19 protein-coding genes, 1 tRNA gene and 1 pseudogene are annotated in these 21,281 nt (G+C 62.4%); 14 read left to right on the plus strand and 7 right to left on the minus strand.

Translation table 11 applies throughout. The annotated features are described in order from the left end of the window. Positions 1-13: 13 nt before the first annotated feature. Entirely contained in the window at positions 14-1,834 is a 1,821-nt protein-coding gene (locus LB565_RS07360) for an extracellular solute-binding protein (RefSeq protein ID WP_224582465.1), read from the minus strand. Positions 1,835-2,128: 294 nt separating this feature from the next. Between LB565_RS07360 and LB565_RS07365 the strand changes: the two genes are divergently transcribed. After that, entirely contained in the window at positions 2,129-2,749 is a 621-nt protein-coding gene (locus LB565_RS07365) for an invasion associated locus B family protein (protein WP_095765425.1), read from the plus strand. 97 nt (positions 2,750-2,846) lie between these two features. Here the strand turns inward: LB565_RS07365 and hspQ are convergent, their stop codons facing one another. After that, positions 2,847-3,170 (minus strand): heat shock protein HspQ, encoded by a 324-nt coding sequence (gene hspQ, locus LB565_RS07370; RefSeq protein WP_040983419.1) that lies wholly within the window; start codon positions 3,168-3,170, stop codon positions 2,847-2,849. Positions 3,171-3,352: 182 nt separating this feature from the next. Between hspQ and LB565_RS07375 the strand changes: the two are divergent. Next, positions 3,353-3,511, plus strand: a pseudogene (locus LB565_RS07375) (AEC family transporter); the annotation flags it as partial. Here LB565_RS07375 and LB565_RS07380 read toward each other — a convergent pair. Next, positions 3,488-4,699: a UbiH/UbiF family hydroxylase gene (locus LB565_RS07380; RefSeq protein ID WP_224582466.1), complete on the minus strand. Its 1,212-nt coding sequence runs from the start codon at positions 4,697-4,699 to the stop codon at positions 3,488-3,490. The pseudogene LB565_RS07375 and the gene LB565_RS07380 overlap by 24 nt on opposite strands. Before the next feature lie 103 nt (positions 4,700-4,802). Between LB565_RS07380 and LB565_RS07385 the strand changes: the two genes are divergently transcribed. The 8 genes from LB565_RS07385 to LB565_RS07420 all read left to right on the plus strand — a co-directional run bounded on the left by LB565_RS07385 (position 4,803) and on the right by LB565_RS07420 (position 13,283). Then, positions 4,803-5,693: a DUF2182 domain-containing protein gene (locus tag LB565_RS07385; RefSeq protein ID WP_224582467.1), complete on the plus strand. Its 891-nt coding sequence runs from the start codon at positions 4,803-4,805 to the stop codon at positions 5,691-5,693. 11 nt (positions 5,694-5,704) lie between these two features. After that, positions 5,705-6,319, plus strand: coding sequence for a DUF1326 domain-containing protein (locus tag LB565_RS07390; RefSeq protein ID WP_224582468.1), 615 nt, complete (start codon positions 5,705-5,707; stop codon positions 6,317-6,319). Further along, positions 6,316-7,134, plus strand: a complete 819-nt coding sequence (pcsA, locus tag LB565_RS07395) for a phosphatidylcholine synthase (protein WP_318012129.1) — start codon at positions 6,316-6,318, stop codon at positions 7,132-7,134. The genes LB565_RS07390 and pcsA overlap by 4 nt, the downstream gene beginning before the upstream one ends. 136 nt (positions 7,135-7,270) lie before the next feature. Beyond that, positions 7,271-8,248: a quinone oxidoreductase family protein gene (locus LB565_RS07400; protein ID WP_224582469.1), complete on the plus strand. Its 978-nt coding sequence runs from the start codon at positions 7,271-7,273 to the stop codon at positions 8,246-8,248. Positions 8,249-8,542: 294 nt separating this feature from the next. After that, positions 8,543-10,120, plus strand: coding sequence for an ABC transporter ATP-binding protein (locus tag LB565_RS07405; RefSeq protein WP_224582470.1), 1,578 nt, complete (start codon positions 8,543-8,545; stop codon positions 10,118-10,120). Beyond that, positions 10,117-11,244, plus strand: coding sequence for an ABC transporter permease (locus LB565_RS07410; RefSeq protein ID WP_224582471.1), 1,128 nt, complete (start codon positions 10,117-10,119; stop codon positions 11,242-11,244). The genes LB565_RS07405 and LB565_RS07410 overlap by 4 nt, the downstream gene beginning before the upstream one ends. Beyond that, positions 11,244-12,164, plus strand: coding sequence for an ABC transporter permease (locus LB565_RS07415; protein WP_224582472.1), 921 nt, complete (start codon positions 11,244-11,246; stop codon positions 12,162-12,164). Before LB565_RS07410 ends, LB565_RS07415 begins: the two co-directional genes overlap by 1 nt. Positions 12,165-12,215: 51 nt before the next feature. Next, entirely contained in the window at positions 12,216-13,283 is a 1,068-nt protein-coding gene (locus LB565_RS07420) for a BMP family ABC transporter substrate-binding protein (RefSeq protein WP_224582473.1), read from the plus strand. A gap of 82 nt (positions 13,284-13,365) precedes the next feature. Here LB565_RS07420 and rimO read toward each other — a convergent pair whose 3' ends face one another. From rimO to LB565_RS07435, 3 genes are all read right to left on the minus strand, one after another. Beyond that, the gene (gene rimO / locus LB565_RS07425; protein WP_224582474.1) at positions 13,366-14,679 is read right to left on the minus strand and encodes a 30S ribosomal protein S12 methylthiotransferase RimO; all 1,314 of its coding nucleotides are present in this window, start codon (positions 14,677-14,679) and stop codon (positions 13,366-13,368) included. A gap of 178 nt (positions 14,680-14,857) precedes the next feature. Continuing rightward, on the minus strand, positions 14,858-15,544 hold the full coding sequence (locus tag LB565_RS07430; RefSeq protein ID WP_224582475.1) for a TerC family protein: 687 nt from the start codon (positions 15,542-15,544) through the stop codon (positions 14,858-14,860). 166 nt (positions 15,545-15,710) lie between these two features. Next, a complete protein-coding gene (locus LB565_RS07435; protein WP_224582476.1) occupies positions 15,711-16,118 on the minus strand; it encodes a DUF930 domain-containing protein in 408 nt (135 codons plus the stop codon). 591 nt (positions 16,119-16,709) lie between these two features. On the opposite strand from LB565_RS07435, the gene LB565_RS07440 reads away from it, so the two are divergent. Continuing rightward, on the plus strand, positions 16,710-16,985 hold the full coding sequence (locus tag LB565_RS07440) for a hypothetical protein (RefSeq protein ID WP_224582477.1): 276 nt from the start codon (positions 16,710-16,712) through the stop codon (positions 16,983-16,985). A 415-nt stretch (positions 16,986-17,400) separates the two neighbouring features. Here the strand turns inward: LB565_RS07440 and LB565_RS07445 are convergent. Further along, positions 17,401-17,490: transfer RNA gene (locus LB565_RS07445), tRNA-Ser, on the minus strand. A gap of 314 nt (positions 17,491-17,804) precedes the next feature. On the opposite strand from LB565_RS07445, the gene LB565_RS07450 reads away from it, so the two are divergent. The 3 genes from LB565_RS07450 to LB565_RS07460 all read left to right on the plus strand — a co-directional run bounded on the left by LB565_RS07450 (position 17,805) and on the right by LB565_RS07460 (position 21,281). Continuing rightward, positions 17,805-18,173 (plus strand): YybH family protein, encoded by a 369-nt coding sequence (locus tag LB565_RS07450; protein WP_224582478.1) that lies wholly within the window; start codon positions 17,805-17,807, stop codon positions 18,171-18,173. Between the two features lie 557 nt (positions 18,174-18,730). Then, complete coding sequence (locus LB565_RS07455; RefSeq protein WP_224582479.1) at positions 18,731-19,987, plus strand: septal ring lytic transglycosylase RlpA family protein; 1,257 nt, start codon at positions 18,731-18,733, stop codon at positions 19,985-19,987. Between the two features lie 115 nt (positions 19,988-20,102). Further along, on the plus strand, positions 20,103-21,281 hold the full coding sequence (locus LB565_RS07460; protein ID WP_224582480.1) for a D-alanyl-D-alanine carboxypeptidase family protein: 1,179 nt from the start codon (positions 20,103-20,105) through the stop codon (positions 21,279-21,281).

Raw genomic sequence — 21,281 nt, forward strand, 5'->3', positions numbered from 1 at the left:
TCATGCTCGGGCGTCAGTTGGGCTTTCGCCACCAGGTCGGCAACTGATAGCCGAATATGGGGGTCTTTTGCGGATGTTCCAGATAACTCCAATAGGCGAGCCATTGCTGCGTGTTGTATTGCATCGGCACCATGTAGTTGCCTGAAATCAGCAGCCGGTCGAGGACACGCACCGCCGCGACATAGTCCTCCTTGGTGCGGGCGTTCAGCATGGCGTCTATCGCGGCGTCGATGGCAGGATCGGCGACGCCGGCGAGATTGAACGATCCTTCCGTTTTCGCCGCGACCGACCCCCAGCGGCCGACCTGCTCGCTGCCCGGCGACAGTGAATTGCTGAAGCCGCTTGTCCCGATCAGAACCTCGAAGTCGAAACGCTGCTTGCGCGACTGGATCTGGTCGCCGTCGAGCGTACGGATGCGGACCTCGATGCCGATCTTTTCCAGCGTGCGCTGGTAGATGGCCGCCAGCCGCTCTTCATCCTGCGAGGAGGTCAGGATCTCGAAGCCGAAAGGGTTTCCCTGCGGGTCGAGCATCTTGCCGTCCTGCACGTGGAAGCCCGCGCTCCTCAGCAATTCGAAGGCGGCCTTGAGCACCTTGCGATCCTGGCCCGAACCATCGGTCACGGGTGGGCGCCAGGTGCCGTCCATCACATCGGGCGGCACGCGGCCAGGATAGGGCGCAAGCAGCGTCTTTTCACGATCGTCGGCTGGGTGGCCGAGCGCGGACAATTCGGAATTCTGCCAATAGCTCACGGTGCGGTTGAACTTGCCGCCGAACAGGTTCTTGTTCGTCCATTCGAAGTCATAGAGCATGCCGAGCGCGCGGCGGACCACGGGATCAGCGAATTTGGGCAACCGGGTGTTGAACAGGAAGCCGGTCACCACAGGGGGAATACCGGTATTGAAATATTCTTCCTTCACATCGCCCCTTCGGAAGGCCGGAATATCGATGTCGCGCTCGCGCTTGACCGGATCAGTCTCGTCGTCGAGGGCGCAGATGCCTTTCTTGAACGCTTCCGTCTTGGCGTTGGCGTTGAGAAAATACTCGATGGTGACCTGGTCGAAATTGTCGAAGCCGCGCTTGGACGGGAGGTCCTTGCCCCAGTAATCCGGATTCCGCTTGAAGACGATACGCTGTCCCGGCAGCACCTTGTCCACGGTGTAGGGGCCGCTGCCGATCAGCGGCTTCAGCGTGGTCTTGTCGAAAGTGTTCTTGTCGAAGGCGTGCTTCGGAACGATCGGCGTCAGCGCGACGATCAGCGGGAATTCGCGGTTGGCCTTGTCATTGAAGGTGAACTTCACGCTGTGCTCGCCGGTCTTCTCCAGCTTGGCGATCATGCTCATGCGATCGCTGTAGGGCGGGCGGCCCTTCTCGGCGAAGACGTCATAGGTGAACAGCACGTCCTCCGGCGTCACCGGCTGGCCGTCCGACCATTTTGCGTTGGGGTTCAGATGAAACTCGATGCTCTTGCGATCCGGATCCATGTCGGCGCTGTCGGCAAGCAGTCCGTAGAGGCTGAAGGGCTCGTCATAGTTGCGCTGCATCAGTGGCTCGAAGACGAGATTGCCGTAAACCGTATCGATCATGCCGCGCGCGGTGGTGCGCAGGCTTTTCAGGATGAAGGGGTTAAGGTTGTCGAAGGAGCCGACGACGCAATAGGTGACGCTTCCGCCTTTCGGCGCGTCCGGATTGACGTAGTCGAAATGCTGGTAATTGGGCGGCAGCGCCGGCTCGCCCTGCATGGCGATGCCGTGCTTCGGCTCCGACTGTGCCGGAAGGAGCGAAAGGGCCAGAAACGACGTCGCGGCGATCAGCCGAACGAGAACGCGGTCCATGACCGTCTCCTTGCCGGGCGGCTTTGTGATTCGCCATGCACCGTAGAGCATTTCGCCATCCGATTGAATCGGCGCGCCAATGGTAATCGGGTTCAGCCGCTCCATCGCCGACCGCACTCTTCCCACTGACACTAAACCGCAAAGAAATCGCGGAAACCGGGCTGGATTCGACGCCGCTGGCAGTGTAACACGCGCTCCGAAGTCATCCTGTTGCCTCATTTGGGCAACAGGTAGCTGGACCACACGGCACGAAGAAGCCGGTTCCCGGGATCATTTGAGAGGAAAGTGCACCATATGACGATCAACGCGTACCGCCTTTCGGTGCTGGCCGCAGGCGTGGTCGGCGTTCTGGGCGCCGGGCTTTTCACCGCCTCGGCCCAACAGCAGCCGCAGATCCCGCAGGGCTGGTTCAAGGCCTGCACCAAGCAGGAAGACGTCGACATCTGCAATGTGCAGAACATCGTCACCGCCGGCAATGGCCAGCTCGTCACCGGCGTCAGCCTGATCGAGCTCAAGGGCAAGGTGAACCGCAAGGTCTTCCAGGTCACGGTCCCGACCGGCCGCCTCGTTCCTCCGGGCATTGCGCTGCAGATCGATGCCGGCAAGGCGCAGAAGCTCGATTATGTGATCTGCTTCCCGGATCGTTGCGTGGCGGAAGTGCCGCTGAGCGACCAGCTCGTCGCCTCCTTCAAGAAGGGGCAGGGCATCACGCTCACCTCGATCAACTTTCAGAACCAGCCGAACCCGATCAAGATCGCGCTCACCGGCTTCAGCGGCGCCTATGACGGCCCGCCGCTGCAGCAGTCGGACATCGAGGACCGGCAGAAGAAGCTGCAGGACTTCGTCGCCAAGAACAACCAGGACTTCGCCAAAAAGCTCAAGGACGAGCAGGACAAGGCCAAGACCGCGAACTGATCGCGCAAGCGCGTTTCTCGGAACAAAAAAGCGGGGCAAATGCTCCGCTTTTTTGTTGTCGACGCGCTAAACTCCTTGGGCGATGTGCTTTCGCGCTTCAGTGCTTCGACTGGCGCTTCGGCTCGTAGCGGCCATCCGGCAGCTTGTCGAACATCTCGCCGATCTGCGGATGCCGCACCGGCTCGCCCGACCGGTCCTCGAGCAGGTTCTGCTCGGACACGTAGGCGATGTATTCGGTCTCCGAATTCTCCGCCAGAAGATGGTAGAAAGGCTGGTCCTTGCGCGGGCGCACGTCGGCCGGAATGGCTTCGTACCATTCCTCGGTGTTGGCGAATTCGGGGTCGACGTCGAAGATCACGCCGCGGAACGGAAACAGCCTGTGGCGAACCACTTGCCCGATCGAGAATTTGGCCGTCTTCATCACGTTCACCACTTAGGTTCCGAGGCGCCTTTCGAGGCTGCGCACAAGGCGCCTAAGACCTTGAATTTACACGTCACGCAGCCAAAAATCGACCCCGACTTTCGGCTTGGGCCTATTTGGCGCAGGCGCTGCCGCAATTCAATAGCCAAGTCCTCGACCTCGGACGAAGCAACGAGGCAGCGACGGCGATCAATGTCTTCGTGATCGCGCAGCAGTACGGCGTGTGGGTGCAGCGGGCCTCGGCCAGCGTGCTGATCACGACACGCTTTTCGGTGGTGACGGTGACCGCGCTGCTTTATGCGATCCGGCACGGAATCCTAACGGCCAACCTCTTTCCTTAGGCCGCCGGCAATCGCGCGAAAACCGCTGCCGGGCCGCAGCCCCTCGCGCATGAAGAAGGCACGCAGCGGCGCGAAGCTGCCCAGCGCATTGAGGCCGGCGCTACGCGCCAGCTGCGCCGGCAGCATATCGGACAAGAGCGACATGTTGAGCAGGTTCACCGCGCCGCTGCGCGCCCATATGTCGGGCCGGCGCCTTGTGTCATAGGCGGCGAGGGTCCGGCGCGATCCGGGATCACCGCTGTTTTCACTCGCGATTCCAATCAGATCTTCGATATCCCTGATGCCGAGGTTGAGGCCTTGGGCGCCGATCGGCGGAAACACATGCGCCGCTTCGCCGACCAGCGCCACGCGGTTTTGCGCGAAACGGCCGGGCGAGGCCGCCGACAAGGGATAGACCTGGCGGCCCGGCTCGACTGAGACGCGGCCAAGCATCGACTGCATCTGTTCCTCGACGCGGCCCGACAGGGCTGCATCGTCGAGCGCCGCAAGCTCCTGCGCCGTCTCCGGCTTCACCACCCAGACAAGGCTGGAGCGCCTGCCGGGCAGCGGCACTTGCGTAAACGGCCCCGTTTCGGTGTGGAATTCGGTCGAGACGAAGCCATGCTCGCTGCGGTGGCCGAAATTGAGGACGAGTGCCGACTGCGGATAGGGCCGCGCGGAGGCGCGAATGCCGGCGGCTTCCCGCGCCGGAGACAGGCGCCCGTCGGCGGCGACCGCCAGCGATGCCGAGACTTCGCTGCCGTCGGCCAGCCTTGCATGGGCCCGGTCGGCGTCAAGATTCCAGGACTCGACGGTGGATTTCAGCCAATGAATGCGACCATGAGCTGAAACGGCCCTGGCGAGGATGGGGATGAGAGCCTTGTTCGGCAAATTGAGCCCGAACTGTTCCTCGCCGATCTCGCTGGCGCGAAAGGTGACGGTTGGGCTTCGGATCAGCCGCCTTGTGGCGTCGACGATGCGCATCGCCTTGAGCGGCGCGGCCTGCGTCCTCAGTTCGGCAAGGACACCCAGCCGGTCGAGGACCTTCAGCGCCGGATTCATGAGGGCCGTGGTGCGGCCGTCGGCGGTGTTGACCTCAGGGCCGACCAGCGTCACGCCGAAACCGGCCTCGGCAAAGCCGAGCGCCGCGATCAGGCCGGCAGGACCGCTGCCGGCAACCAGGATGCGGGCTTTGTCGTTGTGCTCCACGCCAAGGCTTCCACAATGCGAGGCGACCCCGTCGGGCCTTTATCGGGATATAGGTCAGATCGGCCGGCTTGATCAACGCGGCGATTCAGCCCATTCGATTGCAATGAGCGGCGAACAGCATGATTTCAGCCATCTCGACCGCGCCGGCCGCGCGACGGCGGGCGTGGCGCGCAGCCCGCGCCTCGCTGTCATGCTCACCATCGGCATCGGCATAGCCTTTGCGTGGTTCCTTCTCGGCGCAATGGCGATCCGCGGTGCCGAAAGCCGCCCCGCCGGCGCGCCAGGCGACATGCTGCTGAAAAATCTGCCGAGCCTGCCGTTGCCGGATTTTCTCGACCGGTTCTTCGCTCTTTGCCTCGTGCCGGCGCCGCTTGCCGGCCCGACCGGCCTGCAAGCATCGGCGCTTGTGCTGATGTGGTTCCTGATGGCCGTGGCGACGATGCTGCCTTCGGCGGCGCCGCTGGTCCGCATCTATTGCGAAATCGCCGATACCGCGAGGATCAAGGGCGAGCCCGTCGTTCATCCGCTGGTGCTTGTCGCCGGATACCTTGCAACATGGTTTGCCGCATCCGTCGGCTTCACCACGTTGACGCTCGCGGCCTACGCCTTTGCCGGTTCCGGCCGGATGCTCGATCCTGCCGTCGGCCTCGCCGGCGCCGCCGCGCTGCTTGTCGCCGGCCTCTATCAATTCAGTGGCCTGAAACAGGCATGCCTGGAAAAATGCCGCAACCCGTTCTCGATCCTGTTCGCCAACTGGAGCGCGAAACCGGGCCACATCTTCCGGCTCGGCCTGGAACAGGGTGTCTGGTGCCTCGGCTGCTGCTGGGCGCTCATGCTGGTGATGTTCGCCGTCGGGGCGATGAACGTCTTCTGGATGGCGCTGATCGGCCTGTTCACCCTGACCGAGAAACAGACCGCCGGCAGGGTGGTCAGCCGGGTTGCCGGTGCGATACTGCTTGTGTGGGCGGCTGCCCTGCTATTAGTTTCGGCGTGAGGGAGAATTCGATGACCGACCAAAGCTGGGCAATGAAAGGGGAGCTGGTACTCTCCTGCAATTGCACGGTTTTTTGTCCCTGCGTGCTGTCGCTCGGCAGCCATCCGCCGACCGAGGGCTACTGCCAGACCTGGGCAGGCTTCCGCATCGATGCGGGCCATTTCGGCGAGGTCGAGCTTTCCGGCCTCAATCTCGGCCTGATCATGGAAATTCCCGGCTATATGAGCCGCGGCAACTGGACGGCCGGCCTGTTCATCGACAAGCGCGCCTCGATCTATGCGGTGAAGGCGCTGACCAAGATCTTCACCGGCAAGGCCGGCGGCACCACCTCGCTGCTGTCGATCCTCGTCGGGAAATTCCTCGGCGTCGAGCAGGTGCCGATTACCTACGAGACCCGCGACAGGACACGCGTCTTCCAGATTCCCAAGATTGTCGACGGCGCGGTGACGCCCATTCCCGGCAAGGACCGTGAGAAGGATACGGTGATTACCAATTCCGAATATTGGATCGCGCCGGAGATCATCGTGGCAAAGTCCGACAAGAGCAAGATGCGCGCCTTCGGCCGCAACTGGAATTTCGCCGGCCGCTCGGCCGAAATCTGCAAGCTGGACTGGCGGGGACCGTGAGCAAGAACACAAGGGCCGGCAAGGCAGCCAAGAAGATCGCGCAACGGATCCCGTTGCCGAAGAAGAAGGTGACGTGGCCGCAGGCGCGAGCGTTCTCCGTGCATCTGCTCACCGCGTCGGGGTCGTTCCTTGCCTTCCTGTCGTTGGTGGCGGCAAGCGAGCAACGCTGGACGGCGATGTTCTGGTGGCTGGGGCTGGCGCTGTTCGTCGACGGTATCGACGGCCCGATCGCCAGGAAGCTCGAGGTCAAGGAAATCCTGCCGACATGGTCGGGCGAACTCCTCGACAACATCATCGACTATGTCACTTACGTGCTCATTCCGGCTTTCGCGCTCTATCAGCGCGGCTTCATGGGCGAGAATCTATCCTTCCTGTCGGCGGCCATCATCGTCGTCTCCAGCGCGATCTACTATGCCGACACCGGCATGAAGACGAAGGAGAACTTCTTCAAGGGGTTCCCGGTTGTCTGGAACATGGTGGTGTTCACGCTCTTCGTCATCGAACCAGGGCAATGGGTATCTTTCGCTGTTGTGGTGGTTGCGGGCATTTTGACCTTCGTGCCGATCAATTTCATCCATCCGGTGCGTGTCGTGCGGCTGAGGCCGGTCAATCTCGGCATGACGCTTTTGTGGTGCGCCTTCGGCGCGCTGGCGCTGGCCCAGGCGGCACTCGCCGCCTTCTATGACAAGATCGGCGTACTGGGGGAACAGGTCAGCGATTTCACCAAGATCGGCATCACAATCACCGGCCTCTATCTCGCCTGCATCGGGGGCGTCATGCAGATGTTTCCCAATCTGGGCGCCAAGAAGCCCTGATCCTGGATCAGGATATTTTTGGCTGAATGGTCATCCTGGCCCTAGCCGTCTATCGGCGCATGATTTTCCGAAAATCGGTTCTCCCTTTCGGAATCATGTTTCCAGATCGTGCACGTAGCCTTCAGAGAGTTGAGCGATGTCCAAGGCAATCCGCATCCACGCCAATGGCGGCCCCGAAGTCCTGGCTTATGAAAATGCCGATCCCGGCCAGCCGGGAGAAGGCCAGATCCTGATCCGGCACACGGCGATCGGCCTCAACTTCATCGATGTCTATTATCGCTCCGGACTTTACCCGCCGCTCGGCGGTTTTCCGCTGATCCCGGGCGGCGAAGCGGCAGGCGTCGTGCTGGCGCTCGGCGCCGGTGTTGATTGGCTGAAGCCAGGCGACCGCATCGCCTATGCCGTCAATGTCGGGGCCTACGCTGAGCAACGGGTGATCGCCGCAGACCGCGTGGTCAAAGTGCCGGACGGCATCAGCGATGAGCAGGCGGCGGCGATGATGCTGAAGGGCATGACGGCCGAATACTTGTTGCGCCGGACCTTCCCGGTGAAGGCCGGCGACACGATCCTCTACCACGCAGCCGCCGGCGGCGTCGGGCTGATCCTCGGCCAATGGGCAAAGCATCTTGGCGCAACCGTGATCGGCACCGCGAGCTCCGCCGACAAGATCGAGCTCGCCCGGGCGCATGGCTTCGATCATGTCATCAACTACAAGGAGCAGGATTTCGTCGCCGGCGTCGCGGCGCTTACCGGCGGGAAGAAATGCGACGTCGTCTACGATTCCGTCGGCGCCGACACTTTTCCGGCATCGCTCGATTGCCTGCGGCCGCTTGGCATGTTCGTCAGCTTCGGCCAGTCGTCCGGGCCGATCCCGCCTTTCTCGATGTCGCTGCTGGCGCAGAAGGGCTCGCTCTACGCGACCCGGCCGACGCTCTTCGTCTACAATGCCAGGCGCGAGGATCTGGTGAAGTCGGCCGAAGCACTTTTCGACGTGGTCAGGAGCGGCGCCGTCGAGATCAAGATCAACCAGCGCTATGCGCTGAAGGACGCCGCAAAGGCGCAAGCTGATCTCGAAGCGCGCAAGACCACGGGCACGACTATCCTCATTCCTTAGAGAGCTTCGCGGAAGCGAAGTACCGCTCTATCGCAATTCCGGACGGAAAACCGCTTTACGCCCTTCGGCACCTTGCTCTATCCGGCTGCCTTGTTTTTCGGCGGCTTGCCGTGCCCGAAGGCACGGCTTGCCTGAAAAACGATGCGGATTTGCCGTTGTTCTCAAGAGATCTATCTTAGCCCTTGAGTTTCCGCTGAAATTCTTGAAGCTCTTTCAAGTTGGGTGCTGCTTTCCGATGGGAGCCGGCCGCGCATACCATGATCGCGGGAACACAGAACATATCCGGGAAACTGGATGGGAGGCACTGTGAGTGCAAATCATGACAGGGCGAACCTGCTCGAAGTTCGTGGCCTTACCAAGGTTTTTGGCACGCTGACGGCGTGCGATCACGTCGATCTCAACATCGCAAAGGGCGAGATCCACGCGCTGCTCGGCGAGAACGGCGCTGGCAAGTCGACGCTGGTCAAAATGCTGTTCGGATCGCTCGAGCCGAACTCGGGCGAGATCTTCTGGGACGGCAAGCTGGTCAAGATCACCAGCCCGGGCGTGGCCAAGAAGCTCGGCATCGGCATGGTGTTCCAGCATTTCTCGCTCTTCGAGGCGCTGACGGCGGCCGAGAATATCGCGCTTTCGCTCAATGACGGTTCGCCGATCAGCACCATTGCGGCGAAGGCGAGGGCGCTGTCCTTCAGCTATGGACTGCCGCTCGATCCGGACTCGCTGGTCGGAGATCTCTCCGTCGGCGAACGCCAGCGCATCGAGATCATCCGCTGCCTGCTGCAGACGCCGCAGCTCATCATTCTCGACGAGCCGACCTCGGTGCTGACACCGCAGGAGGCCGACAAGCTGTTCGAGACGCTGGAGCGCCTGCGCTCGGAAGGCAAGTCGATCCTCTACATCTCGCACCGGCTGGAAGAGGTCAAACGCATCTGCGACCGCGCTACGGTGCTTCGCCACGGCAAGGTCGTCGGCCACTGCAATCCACGTGAGGAGACAGCCGCATCGCTTGCCCGCATGATGGTCGGCAGCGAGGTCAAGGCGGTGGTGCGTGCGCCGGCGGAAGGCATCGAAACGGCGCCGGCGCTGCTTGAAATCCGCGGCCTCAACCGCAAGCCGGCCACGCCCTTCGCCATCCCACTGAAGAACATCAACCTCACCGTACGTGCCGGCGAAGTGATCGGCATCGCCGGCGTCGCCGGCAACGGCCAGGGCGAGTTCTTCGAATCCGTCTCCGGCGAAGTGCTGCAGCAGGATGCCGGTTCCGTGCGCATCCGCGGCAAGGATGCCGGCGGCCTGTCGATCACCGGCCGGCGGCTGATGGGAGCCGCCTTCGTGCCGGAGGAGCGGCTCGGTCATGGCGCGGCGCCGCGCATGAAGCTTTCAGAGAACCTGCTTCTGTCTCGTCACGCCACCGACGGCAAGGCTTTCGTCGGTTCGGGCGGCACGGTCAAGAACGGCGCGGTTTATAGCGCCGCCCAGCGCATCATTAAAGCCATGGATGTGCGCAAGAGCGCACCCGATCCGGAGGCCGCCGCGCTGTCGGGCGGCAATTTGCAGAAATTCATTGTCGGCCGCGAGCTCGACCGCAGGCCCAGCGTCATGATCGTCAACCAGCCGACCTGGGGCGTGGACGCTGGTGCGGCCGCCCACATTCGCCAGGCTTTGATCGAGCTCGCCCGGAGCGGCTCCGCTGTCCTGGTCATCAGCCAGGACCTTGACGAATTGTTCGAACTGTCGGACGCCATCGCCGTCATGCACAACGGAGAACTGTCGACGCCGCTGCCGATCGCCGAGGCGACTTTCGAGAAGGTCGGCCTGTTGATGGGCGGCGCCGAGCCCGGACATGCCGAACACAGCTTGGAGGTCGCATGATGCGCATCGAACTCGTCAAACGCCCGCAGCGCTCGGCGCTGTTCTCGATGCTGTCGCCCTTCATCGCCTTCGCGCTGACGATCATTGCCGGCGCCATCATGTTTGCGCTGCTCGGCGTCAATCCGCTCAACGCCTTCGAGATCTATTTCGTTGAGCCGATCAGCCAGGTCTGGCAGTTGCATGAGCTGGCGATCAAGGCAGCGCCGCTGATCCTGATCGCGGTCGGCCTGTCGGTCTGCTACAAGGCCAATATCTGGAACATCGGCGCCGAAGGCCAGTTCATTTTCGGCGCGATCTTCGGCTCGATCATCCCGGTGTTGTTCCCGCAATTCGAAGGCCCGCTGGTAATCCCGCTGATGCTTTTGCTGGGCATGGTCGGCGGCGCCTTCTACGCATCGATCCCGGCGCTTTTGAAGACGCGCTTCAGCACCAATGAGATCCTCACCAGCCTGATGCTGGTCTATGTCGCGCAGCTTTTCCTCGACTGGCTGGTGCGCGGCCCGTGGCGCGATCCGCAAGGCCACGGCTTCCCGCAAACCATCCAGTTCGGCGATTCCGCCGTGCTGCCTGAGCTGATGCCCGATGCCGGCCGCGCCAATTGGGGTTTCGTCTTCGCGCTGGTCGCCGCGGTAGCGATCTGGCTGATGATGAGCCGCATGCTGAAAGGGTTCGAGGTCCGCGTGCTGGGTTCAAGCCCGAGGGCAGGGCGCTTTGCCGGCTTCGGCTTCAACAAGATGGTGTTCTTCGCCTTCCTTCTGTCCGGGGCGCTGGCCGGTCTGGCCGGCATCTCGGAGGTGTCCGGCGCCATCGGCCAGCTGCAGCCGGTGATCTCGCCCGGCTACGGCTTCACCGCCATCATCGTCGCCTTCCTTGGGCGCCTCAATCCGCTGGGCATCGTCGCGGCGGGCCTGGTGCTGGCGCTGACCTATCTCGGCGGCGAGGCGGTGCAGAGCGCGCTCGGCATTTCCGACAAGGTGGCGCGGGTCTTCCAGGGCATGCTTCTGTTCTTCGTGCTCGGCTGCGACACGCTCATCCACTACCGCATCCGCCTGATCGGCATGGCGCTGACGAAGCCGAAGGGCGCGGCGCTCGAAGCAGCGCCCAAGCTCGGGGAGGCCCGCTGATGGACATCACCGTCAATATCCTTTTGACCATCGCGACCGCGGCGACGCCGCTTCTGATCGCGGCGATCGGCGAGTTGGTGGTCGAGCGCTCCGGCGTGCTCAATCTCGGCGTCGAGGGCATGATGATCATGGGCGCCGTGGGCGGTTTCGGCGCAGGGTATCTGACCGGATCGCCGTGGATCGGCCTGCTTGCCGCAATTATCGTCGGCGCGCTGTTCTCGCTGCTGTTCGCCGTCATGACGCTGTCGCTCGCGACCAACCAGGTGGCGACCGGCCTGTCGCTGACGCTGCTTGGCCTGGGCCTCTCTGGCATGATCGGCACCAGCTTCGTCGGCCAGCCGGGCGTCAGGCTGCCCAACCTCGACATTCCCGGGATCAGCTCGATCCCGATCGTCGGCAAGCTGATCTTCGGCCAGGATCCGGTGTTCTACATCTCGATCGCGCTGACCGCGGCGGTGATGTGGTTCCTGTTCAGGACACGCACGGGGCTTACGCTGCGCTCGATCGGCGACAGCCATACCTCGGCGCACGCGCTCGGCATCAAGGTCATCCGCTACCGCTATCTCGCCGTGATCTTCGGCGGCGCCAGCGCCGGCCTTGCCGGCGGCCACCTGTCGCTGGTCTACACGCCGCAATGGGTGGAGAACATGAGCGCTGGCCGCGGCTGGATCGCGCTGGCGCTGGTGGTGTTCGCTTCCTGGCGCCCGTGGCGGGTGCTGGCCGGCGCCTATATCTTCGGCGCGGTGTGGATCGGCCAGCTTCATGCACAGGCTTTTGGCATTCCGGTGCCTTCGCAGTTTCTTTCTTCGCTGCCCTATCTGGCAACCATCGTGGTTCTCGTTCTAATCTCGCGCAACAAGCGGCTGACCATGATGAACACGCCGGCTTCGTTGGGGCAGCCATTTGTTCCGGATCGTTGACAACAACAAAAAGACGGGAAGCTCCAAGGCTTAACTCAGAGAGGTAACACAATGAAAAAACTGCTTATTGCGTTGATCACCACGACCGCGGCCCTGTCGCTGGCGGCAACCGCCGAGGCCGCCGACAAGCTGAAGGCCTGCTGGGTCTACACGGGTCCGATCGGCGACTTCGGCTACTCCTATCAGCACGACCAGGGCCGGCTCGAGGTCGAGAAGGCGCTCGGCGACAAGGTCGAGACCGCCTATCTCGAAAACGTGTCGGAAGGCCCGGACGCCGACCGCGCTTTCGAGCGCCTGGCGCGCGAGAATTGCAAGATCATCTTCGGCACCTCCTTCGGCTTCATGGATGCCGAAGTGAAGGTCGCCAAGAAGTTCCCCAAGGTGATGTTCGAGCATGCCACCGGTTTCAAGACCGGCGACAATCTCGGCATCTACAACGCCCGTTTCTATGAAGGCCGCTACGTGCTCGGCCAGATCGCGGCCAAGGAATCGAAGAAGGGCCTTGCCGGCTACATCGTCTCCTTCCCGATCCCGGAAGTGGTGATGGGCATCAATTCCTTCATGCTCGGCGCGCAGTCGGTCAATCCCGACTTCAAGGTCAAGATCGTGTGGGTGAACTCATGGTTCGACCCGGGCAAGGAAGCCGATGCCGCCAAGGCGCTGTTCGACCAGGGCGCCGACATCATCGTCCAGCACACCGACTCGACCGCCGCTCTGCAGGTCGCCGAGGAGCGCAAGCTGCATGGCTTCGGCCAGTCGTCCGACATGATCAAGTTCGCGCCGCACGCGCAGCTGACCTCGCTGACCGACGAATGGGGCCCGTACTATATCAGCCGCGTGCAGGCGGCGCTCGACGGCACCTGGAAGCCTGACAATGTGTGGCTGGGCATTAAGGATGGCGCGGTCAAGCTCGCCCCCTACACCAACATGCCTGACGATGTGAAGGCGATGGCCGAGGCGACCGAGAAGAAGATCGCCGGCGGCTGGAACCCCTTCACTGGCCCGGTGTCCAAGCAGGACGGCTCGCCCTGGCTGAAGGACGGCGAGGTTGCCGACGACGCCACGCTGCTCGGCATGAATTTCTACGTCAAAGGCATCGACGACAAGCTGCCGCAATAAACGGCAAGTCGCGGAACCGAAACGGAAAAGGGCGCCCCCGGGGCGCCCTTTTTCATTGGAAATGTCAGCTTCGCGCAAGCTGTCAGGCCGCCGAGCCATAAAGATCGTACGCATCCGCGCGATCGATCTTGACCGTGACGATCTCTCCGGCCCGCAGCGGCCGCCGCGACTGGATGTGCACGGAGCCGTCAATCTCCGGCGCGTCGTATTTGGTGCGGCCTTTGCCGGATGCGCCATGCGCCTCGTCGATCAGCACCGGCAGGCGCATGCCGACCTTCCTGGCGAGTTGCGTTGCCGAGATCTTCTGCTGGCGCTGCATGAAGCGGTGCCAGCGCGCTTCCTTGACTTCCTGCGGCACCTGCTCGAGCCCGAGATCGTTGGAGCGCGCGCCCTTGACCGGCTCGTATTTGAAGCAGCCGGCGCGGTCGATCTTGGCTTCATCCAGCCAGTCGAGCAGCATCTGGAAATCGACTTCGGTCTCGCCGGGGAAGCCGACGATGAAGGTCGAGCGGATGGCGAGATCCGGGCAGACCTCGCGCCAGCCACGGATGCGGTCCAGCGTCTTTTCGCCATGGGCTGGGCGGCGCATGTTCTTCAGCACCTGCGGCGAGGCGTGCTGGAAGGGAATGTCGAGATAGGGAAGGATCTTTCCTTCCGCCATCAGCGGAATGACATCGGCGACATGCGGGTAGGGGTACACATAATGCATGCGGATCCAGATGCCGAGCTTGCCGAGCTCCTCGGCGAGGTCGAGGAATTTCGCCCGCACCTCGCGATCGCCGAACATCGACGTCTGGTACTTGATGTCGACGCCGTAGGCGCTGGTGTCCTGCGAGATGACGAGGATCTCCTTGACGCCGGCCTTGGCGAGCTTTTCGGCCTCGCGCAGCACGTCCGCGGCCGGGCGCGAGACAAGATCGCCGCGCAGCGCCGGGATGATGCAAAAGGTGCAGCGGTTGTTGCAGCCCTCGGAGATCTTCAAATAGGCGTAGTGGCGCGGGGTGAGCTTCACGCCCTGCGGCGGCAACAGATCGACATAGGGATCGTGGCTGGGCGGAGCCGCTTCATGCACAGCCGCCATCACGCTCTCATAGGCCTGCGGGCCGGTGATCGCCAGCACATTGGGGTGCTTCTCGCGGATGACCTCCGGCTCGGCGCCGAGACAGCCGGTGACGATGACGCGGCCGTTTTCGGAAAGGGCGGAGCCGATGGCGTTGAGCGACTCGTCGCGGGCGGAATCGAGGAAGCCGCAGGTGTTGACGACGACGAGGTCGGCGCCGTCATGCTTGCGCGCGATCTCGTAGCCTTCGGCGCGGAGCCGCGTGATGATGCGCTCGGAATCGACGAGCGCTTTCGGGCATCCAAGACTGACGAAACTGACGCGTGGGGCGGACATAAACTTTGTTTTCCAAGAGGTGAGGGCGAGATCGAGGATTGAGCCTCAGGCTCTGCATTTCGATCTACGGGCGCGGCTTCGAGCCATTTCGCGCGGCGCAATAGCACGCTTCGGCACAGAAGCAAACCGCCGGTCGGCCGGAGCAAGGCGACCGGCCACGTTTCCCCCCTAACAAGCGTCAGTGGCCGTCCGGCCCGAACCAGGGCGCCAGGAAGGCAAAATGGTCGGGAAACTGCTGCACTGCGCCGCCGAGCAGCATGTTCACAGCGACGTAGAGAATGATCAGCAGGCCGATATAGGCGATCCAGCGGTATTTGTGCAGCAGGCGCGCGACAAAGGATGCGGCAAAGCCCATCAGCGCGATCGAAAGGGCCAGTCCGATGATCAACACCGTGGGATGCTTCATGGCCGCGCCGGCGACGGCCAGAACGTTGTCGAGCGACATCGAGACGTCGGCGATGACGATCTGCCAAGCGGCCTGCGAGAAGGTCTTGCGCGGGCCCTTGCCGGCTATTTTGCCGTCCTTGTTGTAGTCGCCGTTCGACAGCGCTTCTGTCGCGTCGCGCTCATCCTCATGGCTCACGCGCAGCTCGCGCCACATCTTCCAGCACACCCACAGAAGCAGAAGTCCGCCGGCGATGAGCAGCATGGGGCCGATGCTCAGCAGCCATTGCGTGATCAGGGCAAAGACGATGCGCAGAACCGTGGCCGCCGCGATGCCGACAAGGATGGCGCGCTTGCGCTGATCCGCGGGAAGGCCGGCTGCCGCAAGGCCGATCACGATTGCATTGTCGCCGGCGAGGGCGAGATCGATTGCGACGACCTGGAGGAGAGCTGAAAGGCCTGCGGCAGTGAATATTTCCATCGACTAGAAATCCTTGCCTGAAATGAACGTGGCCCTTTACCCGGACGGGCCTAAAGGCATGGTCCATCGGCGTCAAGACGCAGGGTTGGACATCGCCGGAAAACAACGCCGCCGGCGCAAGCCGTCAAGGATTTCGGGTGTTTGCCGGCAAGGGCAAGGCCGAAAATTAGTCGTAGAGATTATATTTGGCCCAGTCGGATTCCGGGATTTCGTCGCCGATCTTGTAGCGGAACCGCAGCACCTGCATGTGGTCCGGCGCGGTCTGGCATTTGAACTTCAGCCGGTACCATTGGCCGTTGCTACGGAAGGCGGCGCCCGAGCTCTTGATGGCATCGGCGCTCATCTGCGGCGTGGCGAAGGCGTAGGCCACGACACGGTCGGCCTTGTAGTTATGATCGTCGTGGCTGATCCGGTCGAGCACCTCGGCGTCACACCGCTGCTCGAGGCGGGTCTCAGGATCGAGTTTCATCAGGCCGGCGCGCAACGCATTGTCCATCGCCTTGGCCGGCAAGACCAGCATCAACGACGCCAGAACCATCAGACAGAGCTTTTTCATGGGCGCGAGAAGCAGCATATTTTGTCCGAGAAATCAAATAAACGGTGTTTTACCAACCGCGGCGCCATGCCGAGCCGGTCTAGCAGAGCTATTCTCGCTGCACATCGGGAAGCCATTTGTCGGGGTCGGGAGCGGATGCCCAAAAAAGGACTGAAAACTCCGCCTTTCGGGCACGGCGCGGCACTCGGATAAGCGTCGTCATCGGCAACAGAGGCGGGTCAAAAAGCTGCCGGAGGCGAGGCACCGAAGGACATAAAACGGCCGGCGACACATGGGTCATGCCGGGCTTGATCGGCCGCGTGAAACATCTGCGTGGCGAGGAAGACCTTCGCCATGCGTCGCTACAGGATTTTTTCGTGAACTAGCGCGGGAGATGCTTCAGGGCGACGACAGTGGCGGAAACAACCGCAATCGCCAAGAGGATCATCGCGCAAGTCTCTATCGCTCGACTTGACCATGGCTCGGGACGAGGCGGCACGATAGCGGCCATCCTGGCGGCCATCTCACGGTTTTCGGCGCATAGTCCTTGGGTAGGTAAACCGGGATTGCAACGCGCGGAGCAGCTAATGCGCGCTGGCGTTCTCGCCAACGGGAAGCCTGATTATCGCCATGGGCAATAAATATCCCTTCGTTGAAGACACGCTTGGCAAGAAGCTCCAGGCCGGCACGGGCCTATCTGTCTATTGCCTCACCTGTAAGCGAACCGCGGCCCTGAACATTGCCGAATTGGTGAATCGGCTCGGCCCGGATCACTCCTGCATGCACTGGAGCCTGATTAAGGTGGTTCACTGCCATGAGTGCCGCGCCGCCGGCCGCGACGATCGGAACCTCCAGTTCACCAATCACGCTCCGAAGCGGCGGAAGGGCTGGACGCCCTGCCAGTAGAGCGGCCCGACAGTTCCCGCGTTGGGGTTGCGTTGGGTTGAACCGCCGGGCCTAGCCGACTCGGGGTGGTGGAGTCGGCTGGAGGGAGGTTACATTAGCGAGGCTGCATGAATACCCCGCTTGGTTACGTTCCACCGGTTTTCGCTGAAACTCGCCGGGCGAGGCCCCCAACTACTGCCTCAAGCCCGACGAGCTGCCGGGGATCAACCCGGCAGTCTCTGCTGTGCAAGGCCGATGCCAGCGTTCCCGTCCTACAACGATACAGCCTGCGATAAGCCGCGGCTTAGCGACTGGCACTAAGTGACGAATGTTCCGGGAGAGGGTCAGCCTTGGTTATTCACCGCGCCGCTGCCTCACGGTGGCGGGCTTTTCTCTGCCTCTTCGGCCGCCTTGATAATTGAATTCATTATAGTTGTGGCGGAGGGAGTGGGATTCGAACCCACGGTGAACTTGCGCCCACGCCGGTTTTCAAGACCGGTGCCTTAAACCGCTCGGCCATCCCTCCGCTATGGTTTTTCAACCATTTAGGTCATCGCGACCGGTCAATTCGGCTAGCACCCGAAGGGCATTCCCGGCCGGTTCGCGCTTCATTCCTGTAGTGCGGCTGCCGGGGCCGCGTCAACCACTGCGGCTGCGCCTTCCAACTGTCGCGGCAAAAGGTGTGGAAGAATATTCGGCATGACCCGACGGGCTACGTTGCCGGGGCCGGCGGAAACGACATGCACCGGGACGGCTGGGGGAAATCCGCAGGACGAGACGGCGATCTAGCTGATCGTATTAGTATTAACTAAACTATATCGGGCGGCGAAGGAGGTAACTATGTCGATCCGAGATGATCTGCAGGAGCTTTGGGACGTGTATGTCGCAGCGTACCGATCGGGGAATGCATCTGGCTGTGCTGCTATCTTCACCGACAACGCGGAAATGCATTCACCCTATGGGCCTCCGGCGCGGGGACGCGCGGCAATAGAGGCGCTGCACGAAATTTGGGTTCAACATGCCGGGCCTAATAAGACCCTTGAGGTGATCGAAGCGGGTAGCTCCGGAAATCTGGCTTGGACACTGGCTGCCTATTCGGAAGGAGAGGCGGTGGGCAACGGCACCTCGCTGAGTGTCTTTGAGCATCAGGCTGGCGGAGGTTGGTTGATCCGGATGTGCAGTCTCAACAGTACTGACGCCACCGGATAGATGTATGGATGGCCACAGCGGCACGGCGGCGATCATCCCAATCGCGCTGACGTACGGTACGACTTAAGCATGGTAAGCCCCGACCTTGGCCGAAGCCAGGTTGCTTCCGCTTCGTCCTGTTGGCCGATTCGATGCATTGACAATGCCGGCAAAAGCCAGTCAATCTCAATCTTCTAATACTTTAACAGGGGGGCAATCATGAAGAAAACCTACGAGAAACCCGTGCTGACAAAGCGCGACATGCTGTCTCGTGCGACGGCCCAGCAGGTGTCGTCCGATGCGAGGGCGGATTAGCGGACAATCTTTACTCTTATTCGGATTCGATGCCCTCGGTCTTGTGGCCGACGCTGTTCGCAGCTGGGCATTCTCGAAGAGCACGGACTTTCCGAGCGGTGATGGTACCGTCTTGCGCCATAATCTCGCCCTTTTGCTGCCATAATCGATTAACATCGTGATAAACAATTCCTGTGCAAAAGGGATTGGGGATCAAGGTGTTGCTGGCATCGGCGGACGCTTGGCTCCGTCGAGTGGCAGCACGGTAGGGGACAATCGAAAACATGCAGACTCCGGCGCGCCCGCGTCTTCGTCGCGCTTCTGCTTTCGCCCTGTGCGCCCTTTCGGGCCTGCTTTTGGCTGCCTGCGCCTCACAACCCGAACCGAAGGGGATGGTCCACAAGAAGGCCCGCTCCAAGGAATATTTCGCCGAATCCGAATATGGCGTGAAAGCGAGCCCGCGTGTCCAGTTCATGCGGCGCGGCGGCGGCCGCGACCAGCTTGGCAAGCCCTATCAGGTGCGCGGCAAGTGGTACTTTCCCAAGGAAGAGAAGAACTACGCCAAGGTAGGACTGGCCTCGTGGTATGGCGATGCCTTCCACGGCCGTCTGACCGCCAATGGCGAAGTCTATGACATGACGCATCTGACGGCGGCGCATCCGACGATGCCGCTGCCGAGCTATGCCCGCGTCACCAATCTGGAGACCGGCAGCTCGGTGATCGTGCGCGTCAACGATCGCGGCCCCTATCATGAAGGCCGCATCATCGACGTCTCCGAACGCGCGGCGCAGATGCTCGACTATGACAAGGTCGGCACCGCCAGGGTCAAGGTGGAATATGTCGGCCGCGCGCCGCTCGACGGCGATGACGACCAGTATCTGGTTGCCTCCTACCACCCCGGCAAGAACCGGCCGGATCCGTCGGACGGCCTGCCGACCGGCGTGATGGTGGCTATGAACGGCCCGTCGCCGAGCCTGCCGGTGGGTGCGCCGCCGGCCGCCGTGCCGTTCCCGGGCCAGCTGACCAATTCGGGGCAAGCTTTTGACGCGCAGCCGGGGCTGTCGGAGCAGCCTGCCGTGCAGCCGGCAGCCTTCCCGGTGCAGAGCGCCAGCGATGTCGCGCTGCCCGATTTCGGACCGATCGTGCCGGAACGGCCGGATCTCCGCCTTCCTGCGAACTCGCCTTTCGCCATGGCTTCGCTGTCCTACGCGGATGAGCGGGTAAAGCGCGCCGATGTTTTTGCCGCGCTCGATTCCGGCGGCATGTCGCCGGCCGATATCCTGCAGTCGTGGCGAAAATCGAACCGCCAGGAACAGGCGTCCGACTATGTCGCCGCCGGCTCCTTCGACGAAGCCGCGGAGGCAAAGCGCGTCGCCGCGGCGCTCGAGCCATTCGGCCGGACCGAGATCCAGCGCACCGAATTCGACGGCAATGACTGGTATGCGGTCAACGTCTATCCGAACGGCCATGGCAGCATCGACGATCTGCTTCAGGCAGCCTGGTCGCATGGCGCGCCGGACGCGCTGGTTGTGCGTAACTGATCAAATTCACGCTACCCGTTGATCCGGCTGAAAAAATCCTGATAGCTTGGCTGCGGGGTAGTCTTTGCGCATTCCGGGGCGACCCTCCGGTATTGCTCAGATGGGTCGACATTTCATGCAATTGCGCATTCTTCCGCCTTTCGACAGCATTCTGGGATTGGTGCTGGTCCTGCTTTGCTCCATTCCGGCGAACGCGCAACTTTTCGAGACCAAGGCGACGCAGGCGTTCATGATCGATGCCGACACCGGCACCGTGCTCTTCGCCAAGGACCCCGACAAGCCGATCCCGCCGGCCTCGATGGCCAAGCTGATGACGATGGAAATGGTCTTCAACGCCATCAAGTCGAAGCGGATCGCGCTCGACGACACTTTTGTCGTCAGCGAAAACGCCTGGCGCACCGGCGGCGCGCCGTCCGGAACCTCGACCATGTTCGCCAAGCTCAAATCCGGGGTCCGCGTCGAGGATCTGATCCAGGGCGTCACCGTGCAGGCTGCCAATGACGGCTGTATCGTGCTGGCCGAGGGCATGGCGGGCTCGGAAGCGAATTTCGCCGCGCAGATGACCGATCGTGCCCGTCAGCTCGGCCTCTCGAAATCGACCTTCGTCAATTCGACCGGCCTGCCGGCCGACGGGCAGCAGACGACGGTGCGGGAACTGGCGATGCTGGCGCTGCATCTGTGGCGCGACTATCCGGAGTTCTTCCACTATTACGGCCAGCCGGACTTCACATGGAACAAGATATCGCAGAGGAACCGCAATCCGCTGATCGCCATGGGCATCGAGGCCGATGGCTTCGTGGCAGGCGCCAGCGAGCAGGCGGGCTTCGGCCTGGTCGGCACCGTCAGTCACAACGGCACGCGCGTGATCGCCGCTCTCAGCGGACTGGCCAATGACCGCGAACGCTCCGAAGAGGCGCGCAAGCTGCTCGAATGGGGATCGCGGTCATTCCAGAAGACCGAGATCTTCGCCAAGGACGAGGTGGTCGGGGAAGCACAGGTCTTCGGCGGCGCCAAATCCGGCCTGGCCTTGAAAGCCAAAGGTCCCGTGGACATCTTTTTGCCGATAGCCAATCGCGACAAGCTGACCGCCAGAATCGTCTACCAAGGTCCGGTGTCGGCACCGGTCGAGGAGGGGCAACCTGTCGGAGAACTGCGCGTTTGGATAGGCGAGACGCTGAGCCAGCAGACGCCGCTCTATGCCGCCGAGTCGGTAAAGGTGGGCACGCTGCCGCAGCGCGCGCTCGACGCGGCCAAGGAACTCGCTGTCGGCTGGCTGCGTCAGAAACATTTGTGA

Source organism: Mesorhizobium sp. CA14 (assembly GCF_020165195.1).
Lineage (GTDB): Bacteria > Pseudomonadota > Alphaproteobacteria > Rhizobiales > Rhizobiaceae > Mesorhizobium.